The sequence below is a fragment of the Pseudomonas anatoliensis genome (genome assembly GCF_017976235.1).
GTDB lineage: Bacteria > Pseudomonadota > Gammaproteobacteria > Pseudomonadales > Pseudomonadaceae > Aquipseudomonas > Aquipseudomonas anatoliensis.
Genome location: NZ_JACVHC010000001.1, coordinates 373,311 through 398,011, shown reverse-complemented (window position 1 = coordinate 398,011; position 24,701 = coordinate 373,311). Strand labels below are relative to the sequence as shown.

At 58.9% G+C, this 24,701-nt stretch carries 25 protein-coding genes; 14 read left to right on the top strand and 11 right to left on the bottom strand.

Annotation, left to right across the window (positions count from 1 at the left end; translation table 11 throughout):
• Positions 1-78 precede the first annotated feature (78 nt).
• Positions 79-516: a hemerythrin domain-containing protein gene (locus ICA16_RS01725; RefSeq protein WP_042559835.1), complete on the bottom strand. Its 438-nt coding sequence runs from the start codon at positions 514-516 to the stop codon at positions 79-81.
• Between the two features lie 147 nt (positions 517-663).
• Here ICA16_RS01725 and ICA16_RS01720 point away from each other — a divergent pair, with 147 nt between their 5' ends.
• Entirely contained in the window at positions 664-1,089 is a 426-nt protein-coding gene (locus ICA16_RS01720) for a GNAT family N-acetyltransferase (protein WP_210699765.1), read from the top strand.
• Positions 1,090-1,212: 123 nt separating this feature from the next.
• On the opposite strand, the gene ICA16_RS01715 is transcribed toward ICA16_RS01720, so the two are convergent.
• Positions 1,213-1,563: a hypothetical protein gene (locus ICA16_RS01715; RefSeq protein ID WP_150597235.1), complete on the bottom strand. Its 351-nt coding sequence runs from the start codon at positions 1,561-1,563 to the stop codon at positions 1,213-1,215.
• A gap of 134 nt (positions 1,564-1,697) precedes the next feature.
• Between ICA16_RS01715 and ICA16_RS01710 the strand changes: the two genes are divergently transcribed.
• From ICA16_RS01710 to ICA16_RS01675, 8 genes are all read left to right on the top strand, one after another.
• The gene (locus ICA16_RS01710) at positions 1,698-2,027 is read left to right on the top strand and encodes a DUF6388 family protein (RefSeq protein ID WP_150615844.1); all 330 of its coding nucleotides are present in this window, start codon (positions 1,698-1,700) and stop codon (positions 2,025-2,027) included.
• Between the two features lie 25 nt (positions 2,028-2,052).
• On the top strand, positions 2,053-2,757 hold the full coding sequence (locus ICA16_RS01705; RefSeq protein ID WP_210699764.1) for a YoaK family protein: 705 nt from the start codon (positions 2,053-2,055) through the stop codon (positions 2,755-2,757).
• A 184-nt stretch (positions 2,758-2,941) separates the two neighbouring features.
• Complete coding sequence (gene tusD / locus ICA16_RS01700) at positions 2,942-3,334, top strand: sulfurtransferase complex subunit TusD (RefSeq protein WP_210553053.1); 393 nt, start codon at positions 2,942-2,944, stop codon at positions 3,332-3,334.
• A 1-nt stretch (position 3,335) separates the two neighbouring features.
• Complete coding sequence (gene tusC, locus ICA16_RS01695; RefSeq protein WP_150615239.1) at positions 3,336-3,692, top strand: sulfurtransferase complex subunit TusC; 357 nt, start codon at positions 3,336-3,338, stop codon at positions 3,690-3,692.
• Entirely contained in the window at positions 3,692-3,985 is a 294-nt protein-coding gene (tusB, locus tag ICA16_RS01690) for a sulfurtransferase complex subunit TusB (RefSeq protein WP_210553055.1), read from the top strand. The genes tusC and tusB overlap by 1 nt, the downstream gene beginning before the upstream one ends.
• Entirely contained in the window at positions 3,982-4,317 is a 336-nt protein-coding gene (locus ICA16_RS01685; RefSeq protein ID WP_210699763.1) for a TusE/DsrC/DsvC family sulfur relay protein, read from the top strand. The genes tusB and ICA16_RS01685 overlap by 4 nt, the downstream gene beginning before the upstream one ends.
• Positions 4,314-5,315 carry a glycosyl transferase family protein gene (locus ICA16_RS01680; RefSeq protein WP_210699762.1) on the top strand — a complete coding sequence of 334 codons (1,002 nt, stop codon included), beginning with the start codon at positions 4,314-4,316 and terminating at the stop codon, positions 5,313-5,315. Before ICA16_RS01685 ends, ICA16_RS01680 begins: the two co-directional genes overlap by 4 nt.
• 91 nt (positions 5,316-5,406) lie before the next feature.
• Positions 5,407-6,408, top strand: a complete 1,002-nt coding sequence (locus tag ICA16_RS01675; RefSeq protein ID WP_210699761.1) for a glutathione S-transferase family protein — start codon at positions 5,407-5,409, stop codon at positions 6,406-6,408.
• A gap of 94 nt (positions 6,409-6,502) precedes the next feature.
• Here the strand turns inward: ICA16_RS01675 and cysG are convergent, their stop codons facing one another.
• The 6 genes from cysG to ICA16_RS01645 all read right to left on the bottom strand — a co-directional run bounded on the left by cysG (position 6,503) and on the right by ICA16_RS01645 (position 14,178).
• Positions 6,503-7,897 (bottom strand): siroheme synthase CysG, encoded by a 1,395-nt coding sequence (cysG, locus tag ICA16_RS01670; RefSeq protein ID WP_210553058.1) that lies wholly within the window; start codon positions 7,895-7,897, stop codon positions 6,503-6,505.
• A complete protein-coding gene (gene serS, locus ICA16_RS01665; protein ID WP_150604184.1) occupies positions 7,898-9,178 on the bottom strand; it encodes a serine--tRNA ligase in 1,281 nt (426 codons plus the stop codon). It lies immediately after the preceding gene.
• A 15-nt stretch (positions 9,179-9,193) separates the two neighbouring features.
• Complete coding sequence (crcB, locus tag ICA16_RS01660) at positions 9,194-9,568, bottom strand: fluoride efflux transporter CrcB (RefSeq protein ID WP_150615234.1); 375 nt, start codon at positions 9,566-9,568, stop codon at positions 9,194-9,196.
• Complete coding sequence (locus tag ICA16_RS01655; protein WP_042559848.1) at positions 9,568-10,890, bottom strand: replication-associated recombination protein A; 1,323 nt, start codon at positions 10,888-10,890, stop codon at positions 9,568-9,570. The genes crcB and ICA16_RS01655 overlap by 1 nt, the downstream gene beginning before the upstream one ends.
• A gap of 193 nt (positions 10,891-11,083) precedes the next feature.
• The gene (gene lolA, locus ICA16_RS01650) at positions 11,084-11,704 is read right to left on the bottom strand and encodes an outer membrane lipoprotein periplasmic chaperone LolA (protein WP_042559849.1); all 621 of its coding nucleotides are present in this window, start codon (positions 11,702-11,704) and stop codon (positions 11,084-11,086) included.
• A 65-nt stretch (positions 11,705-11,769) separates the two neighbouring features.
• Complete coding sequence (locus ICA16_RS01645) at positions 11,770-14,178, bottom strand: DNA translocase FtsK (protein WP_150604183.1); 2,409 nt, start codon at positions 14,176-14,178, stop codon at positions 11,770-11,772.
• A gap of 550 nt (positions 14,179-14,728) precedes the next feature.
• Here ICA16_RS01645 and aat point away from each other — a divergent pair.
• The 3 genes from aat to infA all read left to right on the top strand — a co-directional run bounded on the left by aat (position 14,729) and on the right by infA (position 16,505).
• Positions 14,729-15,409: a leucyl/phenylalanyl-tRNA--protein transferase gene (aat, locus tag ICA16_RS01640; protein ID WP_210699760.1), complete on the top strand. Its 681-nt coding sequence runs from the start codon at positions 14,729-14,731 to the stop codon at positions 15,407-15,409.
• 57 nt (positions 15,410-15,466) lie between these two features.
• Positions 15,467-16,174, top strand: a complete 708-nt coding sequence (locus tag ICA16_RS01635) for an arginyltransferase (RefSeq protein ID WP_150604181.1) — start codon at positions 15,467-15,469, stop codon at positions 16,172-16,174.
• Between the two features lie 112 nt (positions 16,175-16,286).
• Positions 16,287-16,505 carry a translation initiation factor IF-1 gene (gene infA / locus ICA16_RS01630; protein ID WP_002553999.1) on the top strand — a complete coding sequence of 73 codons (219 nt, stop codon included), beginning with the start codon at positions 16,287-16,289 and terminating at the stop codon, positions 16,503-16,505.
• 963 nt (positions 16,506-17,468) lie between these two features.
• Here infA and clpA read toward each other — a convergent pair.
• Entirely contained in the window at positions 17,469-19,739 is a 2,271-nt protein-coding gene (gene clpA, locus ICA16_RS01625; RefSeq protein ID WP_047301913.1) for an ATP-dependent Clp protease ATP-binding subunit ClpA, read from the bottom strand.
• A 30-nt stretch (positions 19,740-19,769) separates the two neighbouring features.
• Positions 19,770-20,153 carry an ATP-dependent Clp protease adapter ClpS gene (clpS, locus tag ICA16_RS01620; protein ID WP_042559854.1) on the bottom strand — a complete coding sequence of 128 codons (384 nt, stop codon included), beginning with the start codon at positions 20,151-20,153 and terminating at the stop codon, positions 19,770-19,772.
• 224 nt (positions 20,154-20,377) lie between these two features.
• On the opposite strand from clpS, the gene ICA16_RS01615 reads away from it, so the two are divergent.
• Positions 20,378-20,659 (top strand): cold shock domain-containing protein, encoded by a 282-nt coding sequence (locus ICA16_RS01615; protein ID WP_150615232.1) that lies wholly within the window; start codon positions 20,378-20,380, stop codon positions 20,657-20,659.
• A gap of 79 nt (positions 20,660-20,738) precedes the next feature.
• On the opposite strand, the gene icd is transcribed toward ICA16_RS01615, so the two are convergent.
• On the bottom strand, positions 20,739-21,995 hold the full coding sequence (gene icd / locus ICA16_RS01610; RefSeq protein ID WP_150597244.1) for an NADP-dependent isocitrate dehydrogenase: 1,257 nt from the start codon (positions 21,993-21,995) through the stop codon (positions 20,739-20,741).
• 478 nt (positions 21,996-22,473) lie between these two features.
• Between icd and ICA16_RS01605 the strand changes: the two genes are divergently transcribed.
• Positions 22,474-24,699: an NADP-dependent isocitrate dehydrogenase gene (locus ICA16_RS01605; protein WP_210700159.1), complete on the top strand. Its 2,226-nt coding sequence runs from the start codon at positions 22,474-22,476 to the stop codon at positions 24,697-24,699.
• Positions 24,700-24,701 lie beyond the last annotated feature (2 nt).

The window sequence follows — 24,701 nt, the reverse complement described above, 5'->3', positions numbered from 1 at the left end:
CAGCACCCTGCGAAAACACCCACACCGCGTATGGCAAAAGGATTACACGCCGACGCTGCAAAAGCCGCCCTTCTCAACTCAACCTAACTGAGCGTTGAACTCCTTTTCGTATTCCCCGGCCAATTGTTCTTTCTGCTTTTCGCTAAGCAGTTTGCCGGCCATCTGGAAGAACTTCTGCTCCTCTTCCTTGAGGTGGTGATGGACCTTGTCCGAAAGCTTTTTGGCAGTCGCCAGCCATGCCGGGCTGGACATCTCGGTCTCGTCCAGCTCTTCCATCATTTCGTCCATCTCATGGTGCTCGGCGATGGCGTGCCGGCTAAGGTCAACACCGTTGTCGAACGCCATCAGCGGGATATAGAAGTGGCGTTCCTCGGCAGTTTCGTGGGCTTGCAACTCGGCTTTGAGCTGCTTGTACGCTTCGGCCCTTTCAGGGGTATCGCCACTGGTTTTGATCAGGTTTTCGGCGTAGCTGCGCTGGCGATCATGGCTTTCACGAAGGGCTTCGAAAATATTCATGGAGGGTCCTCATCAATCGCGTTCTGAAATGACGCTGTGAATGCTAGACCGCAGCGCGGGAGCGACGGTTCCACGGGGTTGAACGGGACTTGGAGGACACCCCTTGCGCAGGATAGGCTGGGGGCTCACACCACAAGGAAGTCCTGCATGAACTTGCGCATCGAGTTGTCGCAAAACCCCACGGAAGAACAACGTCAGGCCATTCTCCAGCCTTTGATCGCCTACAACGACGCCCAGACGGGTGGCTCGAAATCGGAGCCCTTCGCCCTGATGGTGCGCGATGAGCACGACGCGATTCTCGGTGGATTGTATGGTCGGGTGATTTTTCAGTGGATGTACGTTGAATTGCTGTCAGTCCCGGAGCAGGGTCGGGGACAGGGAATCGGCTCGGAGCTGATGGTCATGGCCGAAGCGATGGCCAGGGACAAGAACTGCCTGGGCATCTGGCTGGACACCTTCAGTTTTCAGGCGCCGGAGTTCTACAAGAAGCTGGGGTTCTGCCAGTTCGGGGAGATCGTTGACTATCCGCCTGGGCACAAGCGGCATTATTTCCAGAAGCGCTTGATGGGTTGAATCGACTGGCCCCATCGCGGGCAAGCCTGCTCCCACAGGTTTTGTGAGCGACACATACATTGTGGGAGCGGGCTTGCCCGCGATGGGGCCATTGAAGTCACCGCATAGGGCAACTGACTGACATTAGAGACAAGTCGCCAACGCCGCCAACCGTCGCTTGGCAACAAAATCATCCTTCTGCGCGTAGTAGTTCAACACCGTGCCGGAAGCATCCGTACTCACATCGACAAACGACTCCGCCGAGCGCGTGTACACCGTCGAACCGCCCTTCTTGCCCGGCTGCAGATAAGCCCCGGCATCGACGCCGAACACCGCTTCGTCCTGCCAGGCGAATTGCACGCACTGGGCCACGTTTTTTTCGGGTTTGTTCGAGGTCAGAACCTTGTTTGGGGTTTGGGTGCGGGCATTGTCCATCACCGAACCCGCGCAACCGGCCAGCACCGTCGCGGCCAACGCCACCATCAGAATTCGCATTGCATTCGCTCATTCACAAAAAAGCGGACTGTATCACCGCAGCAGCGGGAATCGTTCTGCTTTACTGCATTTATAGCGCGACACGCGCGGGCAGCTGCGGCAACCTAAGGTCATCAGCCTCACAAGGAAAACACATGGCGCCTATCGACCAGCGACATGAACACGCTCTGAAACTGTTTCTCGACGCGCACCCCGACTTGCGCGAAACCCTCGACCATCTCAATCCATTGCTGGCCCAGGCCAAAGGTGAAACCCAGGCGCAATATAGAGAGGAACGCCTGCACGAAGCGTTTGAGGCCGAGGCGGAAAGTCGAGGCTTGTTTGCCTGGGAACTGACCTTGCAACTGACGGCCGAGACGCCTGAAGAGTATCAGGCGCAACGTCTGGAAGTGCATCGCGAAGTCGCGGAAATGGCCGGGATGGATTGGCTGGAATACTGCGATCTGTATGGCATAGAACCGTAATCATTGCTCAAGGATATCCGCACCGATGCTGCCCTCAACCTCGACCCACCGTGCCAGTCCCGGCCATCTGCACAAGCAGAAATGGCGCGGTCGTGTGGGACTGGCGCTGGTGGCCAGCCTGTCGGTGCTGGCCGGGATGACGGATGCTATCGGCTTTATGGCCAGCGGCGATTTCGTCTCGTTCATGAGCGGCAATACCACACGCCTGGCCGTGGCGATCAGTGATGGCGACATGGGGCTGACGTTGCGTCTGGTCATTCTGGTGGCCACGTTTGTCCTCGGTAATGCCCTGGGCGTGGTGGTCGCAAGGCTGGGCGGGCGGCGAACGCTACCCTTGCTGCTGTGCATCGCCACCCTGCTCTGCATGGCGGCAGCGTTACCGATTGAGGCACAACTGCCGGCGCTGCTGGCGGCAATCATCGCGATGGGCATGCTTAACGCCGCCGTCGAGGAAGTGAACGGCCTTCCGGTCGGGCTGACCTACGTGACCGGGGCGCTGTCGCGATTTGGACGTGGACTGGGCCGCTGGATGCTCGGCGAACGCCGCGGCGGTTGGCGAGTGCAGTTGGTGCCGTGGAGCGGGATGTTCATTGGCGCGATTCTGGGTGCGCTACTGGAACATCATCTGGGGCTCAAGGCGATGTTCGTCAGCGGTTTGCTAGCGGCAGTGGTGGGGTTGCTGTCCCTGACAATTCCCCGACGCTGGCAATTGGGCTACATGCCCCGTTGAGAACACGATCCCCTGTAGGAACTGCGGCACGCTGCGATCTGTTGATCCTGCTTTTCAAGATCAAAAGATCGCAGCCTCGTTTCACTCGACAGCTCCTACAGGGTTATGGCCAGAAGCAACTTGGGTTTCGCGACTGCGCCGATAAAGCTTTATCATGCCCGCAGTTTTGCTGATCGAGTCCGTCATGAAGTTCGCCATTGCGCTGTTTTCCGCCGCCCATGCGCCCTCCTCGCGCCGAGCCCTGCTGTTTGCGCAGGCCGCACTGGCCGGCGGGCATGAGATTGTCCGGCTGTTTTTCTATCAGGACGGCGTCTACAACGCCTCTGACGCGGTGGTCACGCCGCAGGACGAGCTGGACCTGCCCAAACAATGGCGCGCATTCATCAGCGAGCAACAACTGGATGGCGTGGTGTGCATCGCCGCCGCCCTGCGCCGCGGGGTGCTGAATGCCGAAGAGGCCCAGCGCTATCAGCGAGATGCCGTGTCCGTCAGCGCACCATGGGAATTGTCTGGCCTCGGTCAGTTGCATGACGCGGTGCAAGACGCCGACCGCCTGATCTGTTTCGGAGGGTCTTGAGATGGCCAAATCCTTGTTGATCATCAGCCGCCAGTCGCCGTGGTCCGGCCCTGCTGCCCGCGAAGCGCTGGACATCGTGCTGGCCGGCGGCGCTTTCGATCTGCCGATCGGTCTGCTGTTTCTCGATAACGGCGTGCTGCAACTGGCCGCAGGGCAAAACGCCAAGGCTGTGCAACAGAAAGACCTGAGTGCCAACCTGCAAGCGCTGCCAATGTTTGGCGTCGAAGAGCTGTTCTATTGCGCCGACAGTGCCAGCGCTCGCGGCCTTGGCAAATTGTCGCTGGACGAAGCAGCACCGCTCGCCGCCGAGCAAATCACCGCCCTTATTGACCGTTACGACCAGGTGATCACCCTCTGATGTCGACTTTGCATGTGTTGTCTCATTCCCCGTTTGGCGACGATCGCCTGAGCAGTTGCCTGCGCTTGATCGGCAGCGCTGATGCGTTGCTGCTATCCGGCGACGCGGTCTACGCGTTGCAACCGGGTACCGCGCCGTTTACCGAACTGCAAAGCCGCCAGATCAAATTATTGGTTCTGGCCGAAGATATGGAGGCTCGCGCCATCGACACTCCGGACTGGGCCGAAGCCATCGATTATCCGGCCTTCGTCGAACTGTCGATTCACCACGACAAGGTCAACAGTTGGCTATGAATTCCATGACCGTCGGCGCCCGCACCATCGAACTGGACAAGGACGGCTTCCTCGTTGACCTCAGCGACTGGTCACACGACGTCGCCAGTGCCCTCGCTGCCGCTGAAGACATCGAATTGACCGCCGAGCACTGGGAAGTCCTCGAACTGCTGCGCAGCTTCTATGCAGAATTCCAGCTGTCCCCGGCCACGCGGCCGCTGATCAAGTACACCGCGCTGAAACTCGGCGTGGACAAAGGCAACAGCCTGCACCTGAACCGACTGTTCAAAGGCACCCCTGCCAAACTCGCCGCGAAACTGGCGGGCCTGCCCAAACCGACGAATTGCCTATGACCGACTATCCAGCGCTGACCCTCGAAACGCCCGCCGAGCATCCATTCGCCCAGTTCGTGCGAATCCTTGGCAAGGGCAAGCGTGGCGCTCGCGACCTGACTCGCGTCGAGGCCCGGGAAGCAATGGGCATGGTGCTCGACGACAAGGTCGAAGACACCCAGCTCGGTGCCTTTTTGATGCTGCTGCGACACAAGGAAGAAAGCGCCGAGGAAATGGCCGGTTTCACCGAAGCGCTGCGTGAGCGTTTGCAGGCACCAGCCTTGAATGTCGATCTGGACTGGCCAACCTACGCGGGCAAGAAGCGGCATCTGCCGTGGTATCTGCTGGCGGCCAAGTGCCTGGCGCAGAACGGCGTGCGCATCTTCATGCATGGCGGCGGCGCGCACACTGCCGGGCGTCTGTACAGCGAGCAACTGCTCGGGGAGCTGAGCATCCCTTTGTGCCGCAACTGGCAGCAAGCGGGTACGGCGCTGGACAACGGCGGTCTGGCGTTCATGCCACTGGTGGACTGGGCGCCGCAATTGCAGAAGATGATCGATTTGCGCAACACCCTGGGCCTGCGCTCGCCGATCCACTCGCTGGCGCGGATTCTCAATCCGCTGGGCGCGCGCTGCGGTCTGCAAAGTATCTTCCACCCCGGTTATCAAGCCGTGCACCGCGATGCCAGCGGTTTGCTCGGCGATACGGCGATTGTGGTCAAGGGCGATGGCGGTGAAATTGAAATCAACCCGGATGCTGACAGCCATCTCTACGGCACAACGGGCGGCGAGAGCTGGGACGAGGAATGGCCGCAATTGTCGGCGCAACGTCACGTCAAACCAGCCTCGCTGGATGTTGAGCATCTGAAAGCCGTATGGCGCGGCGATGTGGTCGACAGCTATCCGCAGATGGCCCTGATTTCGACCATGGCGTTGGCGTTACGCGGTCTCGGCCAGCCCCGTGAGCAGGCGTTCGAAACGGCCGAGCAATTCTGGGCGGCGCGGGACAAATCGATTTAACCGATCATTCGCGCCCGATCTTTGCGCTTTTTGTTCGAACTCATCGGAATAGACTCCACTCCAACGCTTATTGGTTTACGGAGTCTTGATCATGGGTTTACTCGTCGATGGCCGCTGGCAGGACAAGTGGTACGAAAGCAGCAAGGACGGCGCGTTCCAGCGCGAACAGGCGCAACGGCGCAACTGGGTCACCGCGGACGGCCAGCCAGGCCCGAGCGGCGAAGGCGGCTTTGCTGCCGAGGCCGGGCGCTATCATCTCTACGTTTCGCTCGCCTGTCCGTGGGCACATCGCACGCTGATCCTGCGCAAACTCAAAGGTCTGGAAAGCCTGATCGACGTTTCCGTGGTCAGCTGGCTGATGCTGGAAAACGGCTGGACCTTCGACACCGCGCTCGGCTCGACCGGCGACAAGCTCGACCACTTCGACTTCATGCGCCAGCGCTACACCGCCGACACACCGGACTACACCGGGCGCGTTACCGTGCCGGTGCTGTGGGACAAAAGACTCAAACGCATCGTCAGCAATGAATCGGCGGAGATCATCCGCATGTTCAACAGTGCATTCGATGGTCTGACCGGCAATGATCTGGACTTCTACCCGGCGCCGCTGCGTAGCGAGATCGATGCCTTGAACGAGCGGATTTATCCGGCGGTCAACAACGGTGTCTATCGCGCCGGGTTCGCCACCTCGCAACAGGCTTATGAAGAGGCGTTCGATGAAGTGTTTGCCGAACTCGATCACCTGGAACAGGTATTGGATGCCAACCGTTATCTGTCGGGTGAGTACCTGACTGAAGCGGATATTCGTCTGTTCACCACGATAATCCGGTTTGACGCGGTGTATCACGGCCACTTCAAGTGCAACCTGCGGCGGATCGCCGATTACCCGAATCTGTCGAACTGGCTGCGTGAGCTTTATCAGTGGCCGGGGATCGCCGAAACCGTGGATTTCCAGCACATCAAGAACCACTACTACGGCAGCCACAAGACGATCAACCCGACAGGGGTTGTGCCGAAGGGGCCGGAGCAGGATTTCACTGTGGCCCATGACCGGGCGCGGCTGAGCGGGAAAGGGGTTTGGTCTAAGGGCTAACCACAAAAGCAAAAGATCGCAGCCTTCGACAGCTCCTACATGAGAATGCGTTCCCTGTAGGAGCTGCCGAAGGCTGCGATCTTTTTGCTTTGACTCAGACTTGCGCCTGAGCCCCTTCAAACCACGCCAGTTTCTCGCGCAGCTGCACCACTTCGCCGACGATCACCAATGTCGGCGCATGCACTTCATGCTCCGCCACCAAACGCGGCAAATCGGCCAGCGTGCCAGTAAAGACCCGCTGATTGACCGTAGTGCCCTGCTGAATCAACGCCGCCGGGGTATCCGCCGAGCGACCATGCTTGATCAACTGCTCACAAATGACCGGCAAGCCCACCAGGCCCATGTAGAACACCAGCGTCTGCGCCGGCGCGACAAGGTCGGCCCACGGTAGATCGGTGGAGCCGTCCTTCAAATGCCCGGTGACAAATCGCACCGACTGCGCGTGATCGCGATGAGTCAGCGGAATCCCGGCATACGCCGCGCAACCGCTGGCCGCGGTAATGCCCGGCACCACTTGAAATGGAATGCCGTGGGCCGCCAGCTCTTCAATCTCTTCGCCACCACGGCCGAAGATAAACGGATCGCCGCCCTTCAACCGCACCACCCGCTTGCCGGCCTTGGCCAGATCGACCAGTTGCTGATTGATCTGATCCTGCGGCACGGCGTGATCGGCGCGGCGCTTGCCGACATAAACCCGCTCGGCATCGCGACGGCACAGGTCAAGAATCGCCGGTGCGACCAGACGGTCGTACAACACCACATCGGCTTGTTGCATCAGACGTAAAGCCTTGAAGGTCAGCAAATCCGGATCGCCCGGACCTGCGCCGACCAGATACACCTCACCGGTCGTGATGGTCGCTTCGCCGTCGATCTTGGCTTGCAACAGACGTTCGGCTTCAGAGCCTTGGCCGGCCAGTTGCCGATCGGCAATCGGGCCTTGAAAGACGTCTTCCCAGAACCCGCGACGCTGCTGCACATCCGGAAACAGGTTTTTCACCTGATTGCGGAAACGCGCCGCCAGACCGGCCAATTGGCCGTAGGTGGAAGGAATCCAGGTTTCGATCTTGGCGCGGATCAAACGGGCCAGCACTGGCGCGTCGCCGCCGCTGGAGATCGCGACGATCAGCGGCGAGCGATCGACGATGGCCGGGAAGATCACGCTGCACAAGGCAGGCGCATCGACCACGTTGACCGGCACGCAACGCCGATGAGCATCGGTGGAGACCTGTGCATTCAGCGTTTCGTCGTCGGTGGCGGCGATAATCAGCACGCAGCTGTCCAGATCCGCTTCGGCGTAACCGCGCAACAGGCACTCGCCACCGCTGGCGACCACCAATTCACGCAGTTGCGTTTCGATTTCAGGTGCTACCACCCGCAGCAGCGCACCGGCGTCGGCCAGCAGGCGGGATTTGCGCAAGGCAATTTCCCCCCCACCGACGACCAACACACGACTGCCGCGCAGGTTGTGAAACAGCGGCAGATATTTCATTTAGCCGATGACCTCAAGGCCACCCATGTACGGCTTCAGTACGTCCGGCACGCGGATCGAACCGTCGGCCTGCTGATAGTTTTCCAGCACGGCAACGAGGGTACGACCGACCGCCAGGCCAGAGCCATTCAGGGTGTGTACCAGCTCAGGCTTGCCGGTTTCCGGGTTGCGGAAACGCGCCTGCATGCGACGGGCCTGGAAATCGCCGCAGTTGGAGCACGACGAAATTTCGCGGTACTTGTCCTGGCTCGGGATCCACACTTCCAGATCGTAAGTCTTGACCGCGCTGAAGCCCATGTCGCCAGTGCACAGCGCCAGGGTGCGGTAAGGCAGGCCCAGCAACTGCAGGACTTTCTCGGCGTTGGCGGTCAAGCCTTCCAGCGCTTCCATCGAAGTCGATGGCTCAACGATCTGGACCATTTCAACCTTGTCGAACTGGTGCTGACGGATCATGCCGCGGGTGTCACGACCCGACGCGCCCGCTTCGCTACGGAAGCACGGCGTGTGCGCAACGAACTTGATCGGCAGCAGTTTCGAATCGACGATTTCGCCAGCAACAATGTTGGTCAGCGACACTTCGGCGGTCGGGATCAGGTACAGATCGGCTTCGCCTTCGCGGGCGATCTTGAACAGGTCTTCTTCGAACTTCGGCAGTTGACCGGTGCCTTGCAGCGCCGGGGCCTGGACCAGATAAGGCGTGTAGGCCTCTTCATAGCCGTGCTCGTTGACGTGCAGGTTGATCATGAACTGCGCCAGTGCGCGGTGCAGACGAGCAATCGGGCCACGCAACAGGGCGAAACGTGCGCCGGACAGCTTGGCGGCGGTTTCGAAATCCAGCCAGCCGAACTTCTCGCCCAGGGCTACGTGGTCTTTGACTTCAAAATCAAACGCAGTCGGCGTGCCCCAGCGGCGCACTTCAACGTTGTCGTCTTCGTCTTTGCCGACCGGAACGGATTCGTGTGGCAGGTTCGGGATGCCGAGGAGGATCGAGTCCAGTTCGGTCTGGATCGCGTCCAGTTCGACTTTACCGGCGCTCAATTCGGCTGCCATGCGCTCGACGTCCGCCATCAACGGCGCGATGTCTTCGCCGCGCTGCTTGGCCTGACCGATGGATTTGGAACGCGCGTTACGCTCAGCCTGCAGTGCTTCGGTGCGGGTCTGGACGGTCTTGCGCTGTTCTTCCAGCGCTTCGATGCGCGCGGTATCCAGGGCATAGCCACGGGAAGCCAGGCGGTCCGCTACGTCCTGAAGGTTGCTACGTAACAGTTTGGAATCGAGCATGTCGGTTTCTCGTTATCAAAGTTTGGTCAAAGACAGGCCGGCCCACGTTGCGAGCAGCCCGCCGAATACGCTGAGTGCCGCATAGCCCAGAGCCAGCGGTACTTGCCCGCTTTCCAGCAGGCGCACCGTATCCAGTGAAAAGGATGAAAAAGTCGTCAGCCCCCCGAGGAAGCCAACCATCAACCCGGCGCGTACCTCGATCGGCACTTCCGGGCGTATCAAAAACAGGCCGTACAACACGCCAATCAGCAGACAGCCCACGATATTAACGGCCAGCGTCGCGGTATAGAAGTGCCGCGGCCAATTGGCGGTGACCCAATTGCCGGTGGCGAAGCGCAACAACGTGCCGGCGACCCCGCCGACGGAGACCGCAACAATCAATGGAATCACTATTTTCTCCGCTGTCTTGGGCTTAAACGATCGAGTTGCGCGAGGTGATTGAGCTTTTCGCCGATCTTCAACTCAAGGCCTCGGGGCACTGGCTGATAGAACGGGATCGGCTCAAGCTCTTCCGGAAAATAGTCTTCGCCGGCGGCGTAGGCGTCCGGCTCGTCGTGGGCGTAGCGGTATTCATCGCCATAACCCAGTTGTTTCATCAATTTGGTCGGCGCGTTGCGCAGGTGCAATGGCACTTCCAGCGAACCGTTTTCCGCGGCGGCGCGCAGTGCGGTCTTGAAGCCCATGTACACCGCGTTGCTTTTTGGCGCGCAGGCCAGATAGGTGATGGCCTGGGCCACCGCCAACTCGCCTTCCGGGCTGCCGAGGCGCTCCTGCACTTCCCATGCAGCCAGACACAGGCTGAGGGCGCGTGGGTCGGCGTTGCCGATGTCTTCGCTGGCCATACGCACCACGCGCCGGGCCAGGTACAGCGGATCACAACCGCCGTCGATCATCCGCGCGAACCAGTACAACGCACCGTCGGGATTGGAGCCGCGCACCGATTTGTGCAGCGCGGAGATCTGGTCGTAGAACGCTTCACCGCCCTTGTCGAAACGCCGACGGGTGTCGCCGAGCAGGCTTTGCAAAAGTTCGGTGCCAATCTCGCTGTCATCTTCGGCAAGGTCGGAGGCGTTTTCCAGCAAATTGAGCAGACGTCGGCCATCACCATCGGCGGCGGACAACAACATCTGGAAGCCTTCGTCGTTCAACGTCAGGTTACGTTTGCCCAAACCGCGCTCTTCCGTCAGCGCGCGATGCACCAATTTACGCAGCGCCGCTTCGTCGAGGCTTTTCAGAACGTAGACGCGGGCCCGCGACAACAGCGCGTTGTTGAGTTCAAACGAAGGATTTTCAGTGGTGGCGCCGATGAAGATCAGCGTGCCGTCTTCAACGTACGGCAGGAACGCGTCCTGCTGGGACTTGTTGAAACGGTGCACTTCATCGACGAACAGAATCGTGCGCTTGCCGTACTGGCCGGCCTGCTGCTTGGCGATTTCAACGGCCTGACGGATCTCCTTGACCCCGGCGAGCACCGCCGAGACCGTTTCGAAGTGCGCATCCGAGACTTCCGCGAGCAACCGCGCCAGTGTGGTTTTACCCACGCCCGGCGGCCCCCAGAAAATCATCGAATGCAGAGCACCCTGCTCCAGCGCCTCACGCAGAGGTTTGCCGCGAGCCAGCAGGTGCTCCTGACCGACGTACTCGTCCAGATTGGTCGCACGCAAACGCGCGGCCAGTGGCTGGGCAATCGGTGCACTGCGAAACAGATCCATCACTTAGCGTTGAAACCTCTGATTTTCTGAAACCTGTTGATGACCCTGTGGCGAGGGGATTTATCCCCGATCGGCTGCGAAGCAGTCGCCGCTCTTGGGGCCGCTCCGCAGCCCATCGGGGATAAATCCCCTCACCACAAAAGCCCACCAGGCAGGCCTTTATCACAAAGCCCGCCTCCCACAGGTTCGGGGTTTATTCCTGAATAACGTCAGCGCCCTTAGGGATGTCGAACTTGAACTTCGAAGCCGGCACCGGCTCGTTGGCCTTCACCCCGGTGAACAGGATGTTGGTGCGCTGACCAACGCTGTCGATCAGTTGCATGTCGTTGAGCAGACCGTTGCGGAACGACAGGCGCAGGTTATCGAACAGCGTGTCCTTGGTTTTCGGCTTGAGGGTGAAGTCGATCACGCCGCCCGCCTCTTTCGCACTGATGTCGAAGCTCTGGCTGATCTTCGACACGTCACCGGACAGCAGCAGCGCCGGGGTCTGGGTCAGACGCTCGTCGAGCTTCTTGATGGTAGCCTGCTCAAGATCCGGGTCCCACAGGGTGACTTTCTTGCCGTCGGAAACCATGGTCTGCTCGGCCGGCGCATTGGTGTGCCAGTAGAACAGGCCCGGACGCTGCAACGTCATGTTGCCAGTGGTTTCCTGCAACTGCGTGCCGCCGCCATCGAGGGTCAGCTGCGAGAAGTTTGCGCTCAGGGTCTTGGATGTTTCCAGCAATTGGGTCAGACGCGCCACGTCCTTGTCATCGGCGTGGGCCGTGAGGGTGGTCAACGCCAGTACTGGCAACAGCATGCGGATAAGACGCATGGGAGTCCTCTTGAATACTCGTGGGAGAGCGGCGGAACATCATTGTCCCGCCTTTTGCTTTGTTATCAGTCGCGTACCGGGCCCGGGGCCAGGACTTCACGCGAACCGTTGGTGTTCATTGATGTGACGACGCCGGCCATTTCCATGGCTTCGATCATTCGCGCGGCGCGGTTGTAGCCGATCTTCAGCTTGCGTTGTACAGCGGAGATCGACGCGCGACGGCTTTCCAGCACGAACTGCACGGCTTCGTCATACAGTGCGTCCGCCTCAGGATCGTCACCGTCGCCGCCACCGCTGCTGCCTTCAAAGCCGCTGCCCGCCTCTTCGACACCGTTGAGGATGTCGTCGTTGTATTCCGGGGCGCCGCGCAGCTTCCACGCTTCGACCACACGATGGACTTCTTCGTCGGACACGAACGCACCGTGAACCCGGATCGGCAGACTGGTGCCCGGCGGCATGTAGAGCATGTCACCGTGGCCGAGCAGTTGTTCGGCGCCGCCCTGGTCGATGATGGTTCGCGAGTCGATCTTGCTCGATACCTGAAACGCCATACGGGTCGGAATGTTGGCCTTGATCAGACCGGTGATCACGTCCACCGACGGCCGCTGTGTCGCGAGAATCAAGTGAATACCCGCCGCACGCGCCTTCTGGGCGATACGGGCGATCAGCTCTTCAACCTTCTTGCCGACGATCATCATCATGTCGGCGAATTCGTCGACGACCACGACAATAGTCGGCAGCTTTTGCAGCAACGGTGCTTCGTCGTGAATGCTTTCGCGCTTGTACAGAGGATCGCTCAGCGGCTCGCCGGCGTCCTGGGCTTCCTTGACCTTGGCGTTGAAGCCGGACAGGTTACGCACGCCCATCTTCGCCATCAGCTTGTAGCGACGTTCCATCTCGGCGACGCTCCAGCGCAAGGCGTTGGCGGCGTCCTTCATGTCGGTCACTACCGGGCACAGCAGGTGCGGAATGCCTTCGTAGATCGACAGCTCGAGCATCTTGGGGTCGATCATGATCAGCTTGGCGTCTTCCGGGCCGGACTTGAACAGGATCGACAGAATCATCGCGTTCACACCCACGGACTTACCGGAACCGGTCGTACCAGCCACCAGCAAGTGCGGCATCTTCGCCAGGTCTGTGATGACCGGTTTGCCGCCAATGTCATGCCCCAGCGCCAGCGTGACCGGCGATTTGAAGTTGTCGTACTCGGGCGTCGACAGCACTTCGGAGAAGCGCACGATCTGCCGGTCTTCGTTGGGAATCTCGATACCGACGGTAGTCTTGCCGGGAATGACCTCGACCACCCGCACACTGGTCACCGCCAGGGAGCGCGCCAGGTCTTTTGCCAGGTTGGAGATACGGCTGACCTTGACGCCCGCAGCCGGCTGGATTTCGTAACGGGTGATCACCGGGCCCGGATGGATCGAGTCTACAGTGACTTCGACGCCGAACTCCTTGAGCTTGATCTCCAGCAAGTGGCCGACCGCTGCCAGCGACTCCGGCGAGTAATTGAGTTGTTTCTTTTCCGCAGGATCAAGGATCGAGATCGGCGGCAAGGTGCCTTCCACAGCACTGTCGACAAACAACGGTGCCTGTTTCTCTTTCTGCACGCGCTTGCTCGGCTCGGGCGCTTTGGTCGGCGCCGGGGCGATGACCGGCGGCACCTGTTTCTCGCGATCGGACATGTGCTTGCTCAGCGCCTGCTCACGTTCGATCAGGCGTTCCTTGACCTTGGCCTGTTCACGCTTGTCGGTGACTGTCGGTGCGACCACATCATGTACGCGATCATCGACTTCACGCAGTTGCGCAACCAGTTGCTTGCGCTCGGTGCGTGCCGACCACCAGCGGTTGAGCGCGCCCTGAAACAGTTCGAACAGGTCGAGGGTGATCTTGCCGGTGATGTCCATCACCTTGAACCACGACAGGTCGGTGAACACCGTCAGGCCGAACAGAAACAGCGCAATGAACAGCAACGTGCTGCCCTGAATATTGAATGCGTTCTTCGCCAGATCGCCAAGGCTTTCGCCCAGCGCACCACCCGCGCCGGCTGGCAGACCGGTGGCCGCGTGAAAATGGATATGTGCCAGCGCCGCGCCGGACAGCACCAGAAACACCAGACCGATCAGGCGCCAGGAGAACAGCCAGCCGCTCCACTGCCATGGCTCGTGGCGCTGACGGAAGATCTGATAGGCCTTGACCGCAAGCAACAACGGAAAGATGTAGGCGAAGTAACCGAGCACCATGAACAGGATGTCGGCGCTGTAGGAGCCCGCCGGGCCGCCGAAGTTCTGCACGTCGTCGATCTTGCTGTTGTGGCTCCAGCCCGGATCGTCCTTGCCGTAGGTCAGCAAAGCCATCATCAGGAACAGGCACAGCGCGCCGATGGCGATCAATGCACCTTCCTTGAGCCGGTAGTGCAACTGTTGGCGCCAGAGCGGAACGACTGTTTTTGGTGCTTCGGTGGATTTCTTCAAAACGCTACTTTTCCTGCGCCCGAGGCGCGTCCATCTATTGAATGACGATAAAAAACTGCCCAATCCAGGCAGGTAAAAAAGTTGACGGGCACAACTGAGACTACTTTTAACACTGAGCCGCGGCTTTTACATACACAGCTATAAACACGTCGCCCAGCGAATATTCTGTAACAGCCCGGCATTGTACGGGTTTGTGCGTCCGATGCCATGCTTCAGACCCGCAGCATTGAGCATAGCCAAGCGCACAAGACCTGCGACTCAATTTGAGCATGCATTGTCTTTTGTGACAAAGGCTTATGAGGTGTATTTGATGAACGTAGCGAAGCATTGACACCCAGCCCCTGCGAACTGCCGCAGATCGCCCGCCAGGCCCGCTGCAGACATGTTCCAGGCCGGCGCGCAGCGCTCGCTTACGACCGCATCCAGCGCGCCAAGTTGCAACACCGCGAATGTCGATCAGGATCGACACGACATTCGCCGCATTTCGCGGCACACTTTACTGCGGGCAGAACAGCCCGCACCGCCCTCCCCTTCTGCAAGCCTGGATGCCATGCTGACTTGGTTACAACGTAATTCCCTGACTTTTCCGCCGCTGGAAAAGGCCATGCGCGAACCCAACGGATTGCTCGCCGCCGGTGGCGACCTCTCCGCCGACCGCCTGATCCAGGCGTATCGCCATGGCTGCTTTCCGTGGTTTTCCGAAGGCCAGCCGATTCTCTGGTGGTCGCCTGATCCTCGCACCGTACTGTTTCCCGACGAACTGCATGTTTCGCGCAGTCTGGGCAAATTGCTGCGCAAGGAGCGCTATGAGGTGACTTTCGATCATGACTTCGAAGCCGTGATCCGCGCATGCGCCGCGCCACGGGATTACGCCGACGGCACCTGGATCACTGAGGCCATGCAAGACGCCTACGTTGAACTGCACCGGCGCGGCTTCGCTCATTCGGTGGAAGTGTGGGATCAGGGTGAACTGGTCGGTGGCCTATACGGGCTGGCGATGGGGCAGCTTTTTTTTGGTGAATCGATGTTCAGCCGCGCCGACAATGCCTCCAAGTACGGCTTTGCCACGCTGGTCTGGCATCTGCAAGAGTCAGGATTCGTGCTGATCGACTGCCAGATGCCAACCGACCACCTGCACAGCCTCGGCGCCCGGGCGATTCCCCGCCACGAATTCGCGGATTATCTGGCACGGCATCTGGATCAACCCAATCGTGCCACCTGGGTTTGCTGAGCGACTTTTGCGCGCGTGGCTTACACTTAATTCACCAGCTTATCCCGAGGGTTGATCATGACCGAGTTGGCGCGGTTGAAGTTCTATGCCACTCAGCCTCACTCTTGCAGCTATCTGCCCGAGGAACAGGCCACGACCCTGTTTCTCGACCCTAGTCAGCCCATGGATGTGCACGTCTACGCAGACCTGTCGGAAATGGGCTTTCGTCGCAGCGGCGATCATCTGTACCGCCCCCATTGCCAGAATTGCAATGCGTGCGTGCCTGCGCGCATTCCGGTGGCGCAGTTCACCCCGAATCGTCAGCAGAAGCGGATTTTCAAGCGCAACGCCGACTTGCAGATACAGCCGGCGAAACCGGGTTTCAGTGAAGAATATTTCGAGCTGTACCAGCGCTACATCGAACAGCGTCACGCCGACGGCGACATGTACCCGCCGAGCCGGGATCAATTCTCGACTTTTCTGGTGCGCGATCTGCCCTTCTCACGCTTTTACGAGTTCCGACTCGACGGACGGTTGCTGGCGGTAGCCGTGACCGATTTGCTGCCGAACGGCTTGTCGGCGGTTTACACCTTTTACGAGCCGGCCGAAGAACGGCGCAGCCTGGGACGTTTCGCGATCCTGTGGCAAATCGCCGAGAGTCAGCGCCGCGGACTTGAAGCGGTCTACCTTGGTTACTGGATCAAGAATTGCAAAAAGATGAACTACAAGACTCAATATCGCCCCATCGAACTGCTGATTAATCAGCGCTGGGTAATCCTGAACTGAAGACAAGCCGTAAACCCCTTGGCGTAAACACCATTTTTCGGGCACAATGCACGCCGCTTTTGCCTGGCGCAGTTGCACCGGGCCATTCATTGGATACCGAGGGCTTTACTGCATGTCGAAAGAAGACAGCTTCGAAATGGAAGGCACTGTCGTCGACACCCTGCCCAACACCATGTTTCGTGTGGAGTTGGAAAATGGGCACGTCGTAACCGCGCATATTTCCGGCAAGATGCGCAAGAACTACATTCGTATTCTTACCGGTGACAAAGTGCGCGTCGAGCTGACGCCCTATGACTTGAGCAAAGGGCGCATTACTTACCGCGCTCGCTAATCAGGTCAATACAAGACGCCCGGCTTTATGCCGGGCGTTTTTGTGTCTGGGGTTTTGGGTTTTGGGTGTATATCCGTTGCTGCGGGTGTTGCTGATTAGGGTTTCGCCCTTACGGCGAGTCACCTTTTCCAAACGCCGAAAAGGTAACCCAAAAGGCTTTGCCCCGGCGTACGGCACTTCGCTGAGGCTCAGTGTTCCCTCGCTACGGTGTCCATCCGGGGGCATCGACTACGGTTTGCTTCGCTGCACCTCCTCTCGATGTATGCGGCTACGCCGCACGGCGCTGCGCGCCTACCCCCTGATGAACACCTACGCTCGGCCTGCCGATGGGGCAAAAGATCAAAAGCCGAAGCAAGATCAAAAGCCAGATCAAGAGCCCCTCACCCTAGCCCTCTCCCGGAGGGAGAAGGGACTGACCGGGGTGCTTGGGCGAACTACGCCCACGTGCGATACCGAGTCGAACTCAGGCTTTGAAAAGCACACAAATCGGCTCCCTCTCCCTCTCTCTCCGGGAGAGGGTTGGGGTGAGGGGCGAATCCACTACAAAATCAAATCCGAACACCCGCTCCTCACCACTCAACAGGATGAGCGTTAGCTCGGCTGCAGCTCTTGATCTTGATCCACGGGCGACGTCGGAAGGCTGAGTGGAGGGATTGATCCGGGGGTGGGAGCGCAGCGACCGTTTGGCGAAGCCAAACACAGCGAGAGGAGGTGCAGCGCAGCAAACCGGAGACGCTGCGCCCGGATCGATCCCGAAGCGAAGGGACCCCGAGCCCCAGCGAGCGGGCCGCACGTAGGAGCAAGCGTTTTTTGCTTACTTTTTTTGGCGCTTGAAAAAAAGTGAGTCGCCGTAAGGGCGAAACCGTAATAAGCCATCACCGCAGCAACGGATATTCACCCAAAAAACCCAAACGACAACTAACAAAAAGGCGCCCGAAGGCGCCTTTCGCTTACAACAGGCCGTCAGGCCATCTCAGCCGTGGTTTCGAAGTCAAAGGTCATCTCACCATCCTTGATATCGATATGCACAACACCACCATGCTCAGCCAACTCGCCAAACAGGATCTCCTCCGCTAGCGGACGCTTGATCTTGTCCTGGATCAGGCGCGCCATCGGCCGTGCGCCCATTGCCGAGTCGTAACCACCGGCCGCCAGCCAACTGCGCGCCGCGTCGGTCACTTCCAACAGCACCCGCTTGTCTTCCAGCTGCGCCTGAAGCTCGGTAAGGAACTTGTCCACCACACTCTTGATAACCTCATGACTGAGGCGACCAAACTGGATAATGGTGTCCAGACGGTTACGGAATTCCGGCGTGAAGCTCTTCTTGATCACTTCCATTGCATCAGACGAGTGATCCTGATGAGTGAAACCAATCGAAGCACGCGCGGCAGTTTCGGCACCGGCGTTGGTGGTCATGATCACGATTACGTTGCGGAAATCCGCCTTGCGCCCGTTGTTATCGGTCAGCGTGCCGTGATCCATCACTTGCAGCAGCAAGTTGAAGACTTCCGGGTGCGCCTTCTCGATTTCATCGAGCAGCAATACGCAATGCGGCTGCTTGGTGATCGCCTCGGTCAACAGACCGCCCTGATCAAAGCCGACATAGCCCGGAGGTGCACCGATCAGACGCGATACGGTGTGACGCTCCATGTACTCGGACATGTCGAAGCGAACCAGTTCGATACCCAGCGCCTTGGCCAATTGTCGCGCGGCCTCGGTTTTACCGACACCGGTTGGCCCTGCGAACAGGAACGAACCGACTGGTTTGTCAGGCGACTTGAGGCCGGCACGGGACAGCTTGATCGCAGTCGACAGCGAATCGATCGCCGCGTCCTGACCAAACACCGTCAGCTTCAGATCACGCTCGAGGTTACGCAGCAGTTCCTTGTCGGAGCTGGTGACGTGCTTCGGCGGAATCCGTGCAATCTTCGCCACTATGTCTTCGACGTGCGGCACTTCGATACGCTTGGCGCGTTTCTCGACCGGTTGCAGGCGCTGGTAAGCGCCGGCTTCGTCAATGACGTCGATGGCTTTGTCCGGCATGTGCCGGTCATTGATGTAGCGCGAAGCCAGTTCGGCAGCGGCGCGCAACGCCTCATCGCTGTACTCGATGTTGTGATGCGCTTCGAAGCGCCCCTTCAGGCCGCGCAGGATGCCGATGGTGTCTTCCACCGACGGCTCGACGACATCGACCTTCTGGAAGCGTCGTGCGAGGGCACGATCCTTCTCGAAGATGCCGCGAAATTCCTGGAACGTAGTCGAACCGATGCAACGAATGTCGCCAGACGAGAGCAAAGGCTTGAGCAGGTTCGAAGCATCCATCACGCCACCCGACGCAGCACCGGCACCAATAATGGTGTGGATCTCGTCGATGAACAGAATGGCTTGCGGACGTTTTTTCAATTCATTGAGTAGCGCCTTGAAGCGCTTCTCGAAATCGCCGCGATACTTGGTGCCCGCGAGCAGAGCACCGAGATCAAGGGAATAAACAACGCTGCCAGCCAGCAGGTCAGGCACCTGGTTGTCGACAATACGCTTGGCCAGGCCTTCGGCAATCGCGGTTTTACCCACGCCAGCCTCGCCTACCAGCAGCGGATTGTTCTTGCGACGACGCGCGAGAATCTGCGCGACGCGCTCGACTTCCAATTCGCGTCCGACCAACGGATCGATACGACCCTGGCGTGCCAGTTCGTTGAGGTTGCTGGCATAAGCATCCAGAGGATTGCCTGAAGAAGAAGACTCACCGCCCTCGTCGTCCTGCATATCTTGTTCACCTTCAGAGTGATCGCCATGCCCCGGCACTTTGGAAATGCCGTGCGCGATGTAATTGACGACATCGATGCGCGCAACGCTCTGCTGTTTCAGCAGAAACACTGCCTGACTCTCTTGCTCACTGAAGATTGCAACCAGCACGTTGGCGCCGGTTACTTCACGCTTGCCCGAGCTCTGTACGTGGAAAACAGCACGTTGCAGGACACGCTGAAAGCCCAGGGTTGGCTGGGTTTCGCGATCCTCGTCATGAACGGGGATCAATGGCGTGGTGGAGTCGATGAACTCCTGCAGGTCGTGCTTGAGTTTGTCGAGGTTCGCGCCGCAGGCACGCAAAACGGTGGCGGCAGCCTCATTGTCCAATAGGGCCAGCAGCAGGTGTTCGACGGTCATGAATTCATGACGTTTCGAACGAGCCTCCTTGAAGGCAAGATTGAGGGTGACTTCGAGCTCGCGGTTTAACATAGCTTCACCTCATACCCAAGTGGTCGGCGATTAACCGTCCTTCTCGATTTCACAGAGTAGCGGATGCTGGCTTTCCCTGGCGTACTGGTTGACCTGCATGGCCTTTGTCTCGGCGATGTCGCGGGTAAACACTCCACATACTGCCCGTCCTTCTGTGTGAACGGCCAGCATGACCTTGGTCGCCAGCTCGCGATTCAGGTTAAAAAACACCTCGAGCACTTCGACGACGAAATCCATCGGTGTGTAGTCATCGTTGAACAAAACCACCTTGTACATCGGCGGCGCCTGTAACGCAGGCTTTGCTTCCTGAACAGCAACGCCCGCCGAATCGTCGTCGCGTTCCTCCGGGTGATCCTTTTGGAGAGTCGGGCGATCCTGATTGAATGTTAGTCGAATCTGGCTGATTGCATGCATGGAAAGAAAGGTTCGTCAGTTGTGCAAATACAGTGGTGGGGGCGGTTGTCCACGTTTTCAACTCCGACTGCCCGGTCACCTTGACTATCGGGAAAACGGTGTTACAACCAATAGAGCCCACAGTGGGTAAAAAAGATCCGCGGAGTCAATCCTTTTAACGGATTAGATTGCGGATGACTTGGATGATACTCCAGCGATGGAGTCTGTTGCAGAGGGATTTGAGCATGGCTGTCGGCAAGGTGAAATGGTTCAACAATGCCAAGGGGTTCGGTTTCATTAATACCGACGCCCGCGAAGGTCGCGATGAAGACGGCAAAGACATTGATTTCTTTGCGCACTACTCCGCCATCGAAATGGACGGGTACAAAACCCTCAAGGCAGGGCAAGTGGTGAAATTCGACATCGTGCAAGGCCCGAAAGGCTTGCACGCCGTGAAGATTGGAGCCGTCGATTCCGAAAAAGAAACGTCCCCCGTCGACGCCAAGCAACAAAAGGTAACCAGCTGACGCCCAGCACCTTCGGCCATAAAAAAACCGCCCGGCTCGATTATTTCGAGCCGGGCGGTTTTGTTGCAGGGTGTTGCTCTTACATGTGCGAGATCAGCGCATCACCGAAGCCCGAAGACGAAACCAGCTTGGCCCCCTCCATCAGACGTTCGAAGTCATAGGTCACGGTCTTGGCACTGATGGCGCCGTTGGTGCCCTTGATGATCAGATCCGCCGCCTCGGTCCAGCCCATGTGCCGCAGCATCATTTCTGCCGACAGAATCAACGAACCCGGGTTGACCTGGTCCTTGCCGGCATACTTCGGCGCGGTCCCGTGGGTGGCTTCGAACATCGCTACGGTGTCGGACAGGTTGGCGCCCGGCGCAATACCGATACCGCCCACTTCCGCTGCCAGGGCGTCGGAGAGGTAGTCGCCGTTGAGGTTCAGGGTCGCGATCACATCGTATTCGGCCGGGCGCAGCAGGATCTGCTGAAGCATGGCGTCGGCGATGGCGTCTTTGACCACAACGTTCTTGCCGGTTTTCGGGTTTTTGAACTGCATCCACGGGCCGCCGTCGAGCAGGGTCGCACCGAACTCTTCGGCCGCCACCTCATAGGCCCACTCTTTGAAGGCACCTTCGGTGAACTTCATGATGTTGCCTTTGTGCACGATGGTCAGCGAATCGCGGTCGTTGTCGACCACATATTGCAGAGCCTTGCGCGCCAGACGCTTGGTACCTTCCAGGGAAACCGGCTTGACGCCGATGCCGCAGTTTTCGTCGAAACGGATCTTGGTGACGCCCATTTCTTCTTTAAGGAATTTGATGACCTTGGTCGCTTCCGGCGAACCGGCCTTCCACTCGATACCGGCGTAGATGTCTTCGGAGTTCTCGCGGAAAATCGTCATGTCGACGTCGCCAGGCTTTTTCACCGGGCTTGGCACGCCTTCGAACCAGCGCACCGGGCGCAGACAGACGTAGAGGTCGAGTTGCTGACGCAGGGCCACGTTCAGCGAGCGGATGCCGCCACCGACCGGGGTGGTCAGCGGGCCTTTGATGGAAACCACGTAATCCTTGACTGCGTCCAGGGTTTCCTGAGGCAGCCAGGTGTCCTGATCGTAAACCTGAGTGGCTTTTTCCCCGGCGTAGACTTCCATCCAGGAAATCTTGCGCTTGCCGCCGTATGCCTTTTGAACTGCAGCATCGACAACCTTGATCATCACCGGACTGATGTCGACACCAATGCCGTCACCTTCGATGAAGGGGATGATCGGGTTATCAGGAACATTGAGAGAATGGTCTGCATTGACGGAGATTTTGTCGCCGACGGCTGGAACCTGAATCTTCTTGTAACCCATGCTGAACTCCATTGTTTGGATTGAACATCTGGCTTGGTTCGAGCGTAACCCAGTTAAATCAACACGCAAACCCTCTGTTCGCGGCGCAGGCACATCTGGTTTCGTACAAGCCTGAAAGCAAAGGGAAAAGCGCCAAACTCAAGCATTCGCGACGACTCTACGCCCCACCCTGCCCTGCGACCTTTAGACCAATGGACGAGAATCGTTGCATATGAACCATCGGCAGATTGCCAGCTACCTATGTATAATGCCGGCCGCTGACCACAGGGTCACGACGGCTGGCCTGTCTAGAACGAGACTTTCCGCCCTATAGCCAGGTTGTTATCGCAACCTGACTGCTCGACGCTCAACGATGCACCCAACATCACCGCGAAGATTCTCGACATTCGGTTCATGGATGACTTTGAACGAACGCGCTTACCCGGCGCCCCTCGAGTTTCTGCGCACGCTTAGCAAAGAAGAGAGAGTTAATCCGAATATGCCCACCCGCTCGAAGATCATCTATACCTTCACCGACGAAGCCCCAGCCCTCGCCACCTATTCCCTGCTGCCGATCATCGAGGCCTACACCGCCTCGGCCGATATCGCCGTGGAAACCCGCGATATCTCTCTTGCAGCGCGCATCCTGGCCAGCTTCCCCGAGCAACTGGGTGACAAAGCCGTAGCCGACCACCTCGCCGAACTGGGCGACCTGGCCGTTACGCCTGAAGCCAACATCATCAAGCTGCCGAACATCAGTGCTTCGGTTCCTCAGCTGCAAGCCGCGATCAAAGAGCTGCAAGCTCAGGGTTACAACCTGCCGGACTATCCGGAAACAGTGACCAGCGACGCCGACAAAGACGCCAAGGCGCGTTACGACAAGATCAAGGGCAGCGCCGTGAACCCGGTTCTGCGCGAAGGCAACTCCGATCGTCGTGCACCGCTGTCGGTCAAGAACTATGCGCGCAAGCACCCGCACAAAATGGGCGCCTGGGCCAAAGACTCCAAATCCCACGTCGCTCACATGAGCACCGGCGATTTCTACGGCAGCGAAAAAGCTGCCCTGATCGACGCCGCTGACGCTGTGAAAATCGAGCTGATCGCCAAAGACGGTACCGCTACCGTCCTGAAAGAAAAAACCACCGTTCAGGCTGGCGAGATTCTCGACTGCGCCGTGATGAGCAAAAACGCCCTGCGTGCGTTCATCGCTGCTGAAATCGAAAGCGCCAAGGCTCAAGGCGTGCTGCTGTCGGTTCACCTGAAAGCGACCATGATGAAGGTCTCTGACCCGATCATGTTCGGCCAGATCGTTGCCGAGTTCTATAAAGACGCACTGACCAAGCACGCTGACGTGCTGGCCCAGATCGGCTTCAACCTGAACAACGGCATCGGCGATCTGTACGCTCGCATCAAAGCCCTGCCAGCCGAGCAACAAGCGCAGATCGAAGCTGACATGGCAGCGGTCTACGCTGCGCGTCCATCGCTGGCGATGGTCAACTCCGATAAAGGCATCACCAACCTGCACGTGCCGAGCGACGTTATCGTCGACGCCTCGATGCCGGCGATGATCCGTGACTCCGGCAAGATGTGGGGCACCGACGGTCAGTTGCACGACACCAAGGCTGTGATCCCGGATCGCTGCTACGCGACCATCTACCAGGCCGTGATCGAAGATTGCAAAGCCAACGGTGCTTTCGATCCGACCACCATGGGCAGCGTGCCAAACGTTGGCCTGATGGCTAAAAAAGCCGAAGAATACGGCTCCCACGACAAGACCTTCCAGATCAAGGCTGACGGCGTGGTTCGTGTGACCGACAGCAAGGGCACCCTGCTGATGGAACAGGCTGTTGAAGCCGGCGACATCTTCCGCATGTGCCAGACCAAAGACGCGCCGATCCAGGACTGGGTCAAACTGGCCGTCAACCGTGCTCGCGCCAGCAGCACTCCAGCGATTTTCTGGCTGGACCCAATGCGCGCTCACGATGGCGTTGTGATCGAGAAAGTTCAGGCTTACCTGAAGGATCACGACACCGCAGGTCTGGACATCCAGATCATGGCGCCGGTCGACGCAATGAAGTACACCCTGCAACGCACCCGCGACGGCAAGGACACCATCTCGGTGACCGGCAACGTACTGCGCGACTACCTGACTGACCTGTTCCCGATCATGGAACTGGGCACCAGCGCCAAGATGCTGTCGATCGTGCCGCTGATGAACGGCGGTGGCCTGTTCGAAACCGGCGCCGGCGGTTCGGCTCCGAAGCACGTGCAGCAACTGGTTGAAGAGAACTTCCTGCGTTGGGATTCGCTGGGTGAGTTCCTCGCCCTGGCAGCCTCGCTTGAGCATTTGGGTGTGAACTACAACAACCCGAAAGCACTGGTGCTGTCCAAGACCCTGGATCAGGCCACTGGCCAGTTCCTCGACAACAACAAGTCGCCATCGCGCAAAGTCGGCAACATCGACAACCGCGGCAGCCACTTCTATCTGGCGATGTACTGGGCTCAGGCTCTGGCTGCCCAGACCGAAGACGCTGCACTGCAAGCGCAGTTCGCGACGCTGGCCAAGACTCTGACCGAGAACGAGGCAACCATCGTTGCCGAGCTCAACGCCGTTCAGGGCAAGCCAGTCGACATCGGCGGTTACTACCACGCCAATGCCGAGCTGATCAGCAAGGCCATGCGCCCAAGCGCAACCCTCAACGCGGCGATTGCTGCGCTGGTTTAAGG

Coding starts and splice junctions, on each gene's coding strand:
- ICA16_RS01725 (WP_042559835.1), bottom strand. CDS start 516: ATGAATATTTTCGAAGCCCTTCGTGAAAGCCATGATCGCCAGCGCAGC.
- ICA16_RS01720 (WP_210699765.1), top strand. CDS start 664: ATGAACTTGCGCATCGAGTTGTCGCAAAACCCCACGGAAGAACAACGT.
- ICA16_RS01715 (WP_150597235.1), bottom strand. CDS start 1,563: ATGCGAATTCTGATGGTGGCGTTGGCCGCGACGGTGCTGGCCGGTTGC.
- ICA16_RS01710 (WP_150615844.1), top strand. CDS start 1,698: ATGGCGCCTATCGACCAGCGACATGAACACGCTCTGAAACTGTTTCTC.
- ICA16_RS01705 (WP_210699764.1), top strand. CDS start 2,053: ATGCTGCCCTCAACCTCGACCCACCGTGCCAGTCCCGGCCATCTGCAC.
- tusD (WP_210553053.1), top strand. CDS start 2,942: ATGAAGTTCGCCATTGCGCTGTTTTCCGCCGCCCATGCGCCCTCCTCG.
- tusC (WP_150615239.1), top strand. CDS start 3,336: ATGGCCAAATCCTTGTTGATCATCAGCCGCCAGTCGCCGTGGTCCGGC.
- tusB (WP_210553055.1), top strand. CDS start 3,692: ATGTCGACTTTGCATGTGTTGTCTCATTCCCCGTTTGGCGACGATCGC.
- ICA16_RS01685 (WP_210699763.1), top strand. CDS start 3,982: ATGAATTCCATGACCGTCGGCGCCCGCACCATCGAACTGGACAAGGAC.
- ICA16_RS01680 (WP_210699762.1), top strand. CDS start 4,314: ATGACCGACTATCCAGCGCTGACCCTCGAAACGCCCGCCGAGCATCCA.
- ICA16_RS01675 (WP_210699761.1), top strand. CDS start 5,407: ATGGGTTTACTCGTCGATGGCCGCTGGCAGGACAAGTGGTACGAAAGC.
- cysG (WP_210553058.1), bottom strand. CDS start 7,897: ATGAAATATCTGCCGCTGTTTCACAACCTGCGCGGCAGTCGTGTGTTG.
- serS (WP_150604184.1), bottom strand. CDS start 9,178: ATGCTCGATTCCAAACTGTTACGTAGCAACCTTCAGGACGTAGCGGAC.
- ICA16_RS01655 (WP_042559848.1), bottom strand. CDS start 10,890: ATGGATCTGTTTCGCAGTGCACCGATTGCCCAGCCACTGGCCGCGCGT.
- lolA (WP_042559849.1), bottom strand. CDS start 11,704: ATGCGTCTTATCCGCATGCTGTTGCCAGTACTGGCGTTGACCACCCTC.
- aat (WP_210699760.1), top strand. CDS start 14,729: ATGCTGACTTGGTTACAACGTAATTCCCTGACTTTTCCGCCGCTGGAA.
- ICA16_RS01635 (WP_150604181.1), top strand. CDS start 15,467: ATGACCGAGTTGGCGCGGTTGAAGTTCTATGCCACTCAGCCTCACTCT.
- infA (WP_002553999.1), top strand. CDS start 16,287: ATGTCGAAAGAAGACAGCTTCGAAATGGAAGGCACTGTCGTCGACACC.
- clpA (WP_047301913.1), bottom strand. CDS start 19,739: ATGTTAAACCGCGAGCTCGAAGTCACCCTCAATCTTGCCTTCAAGGAG.
- clpS (WP_042559854.1), bottom strand. CDS start 20,153: ATGCATGCAATCAGCCAGATTCGACTAACATTCAATCAGGATCGCCCG.
- ICA16_RS01615 (WP_150615232.1), top strand. CDS start 20,378: ATGGCTGTCGGCAAGGTGAAATGGTTCAACAATGCCAAGGGGTTCGGT.
- icd (WP_150597244.1), bottom strand. CDS start 21,995: ATGGGTTACAAGAAGATTCAGGTTCCAGCCGTCGGCGACAAAATCTCC.
- ICA16_RS01605 (WP_210700159.1), top strand. CDS start 22,474: ATGCCCACCCGCTCGAAGATCATCTATACCTTCACCGACGAAGCCCCA.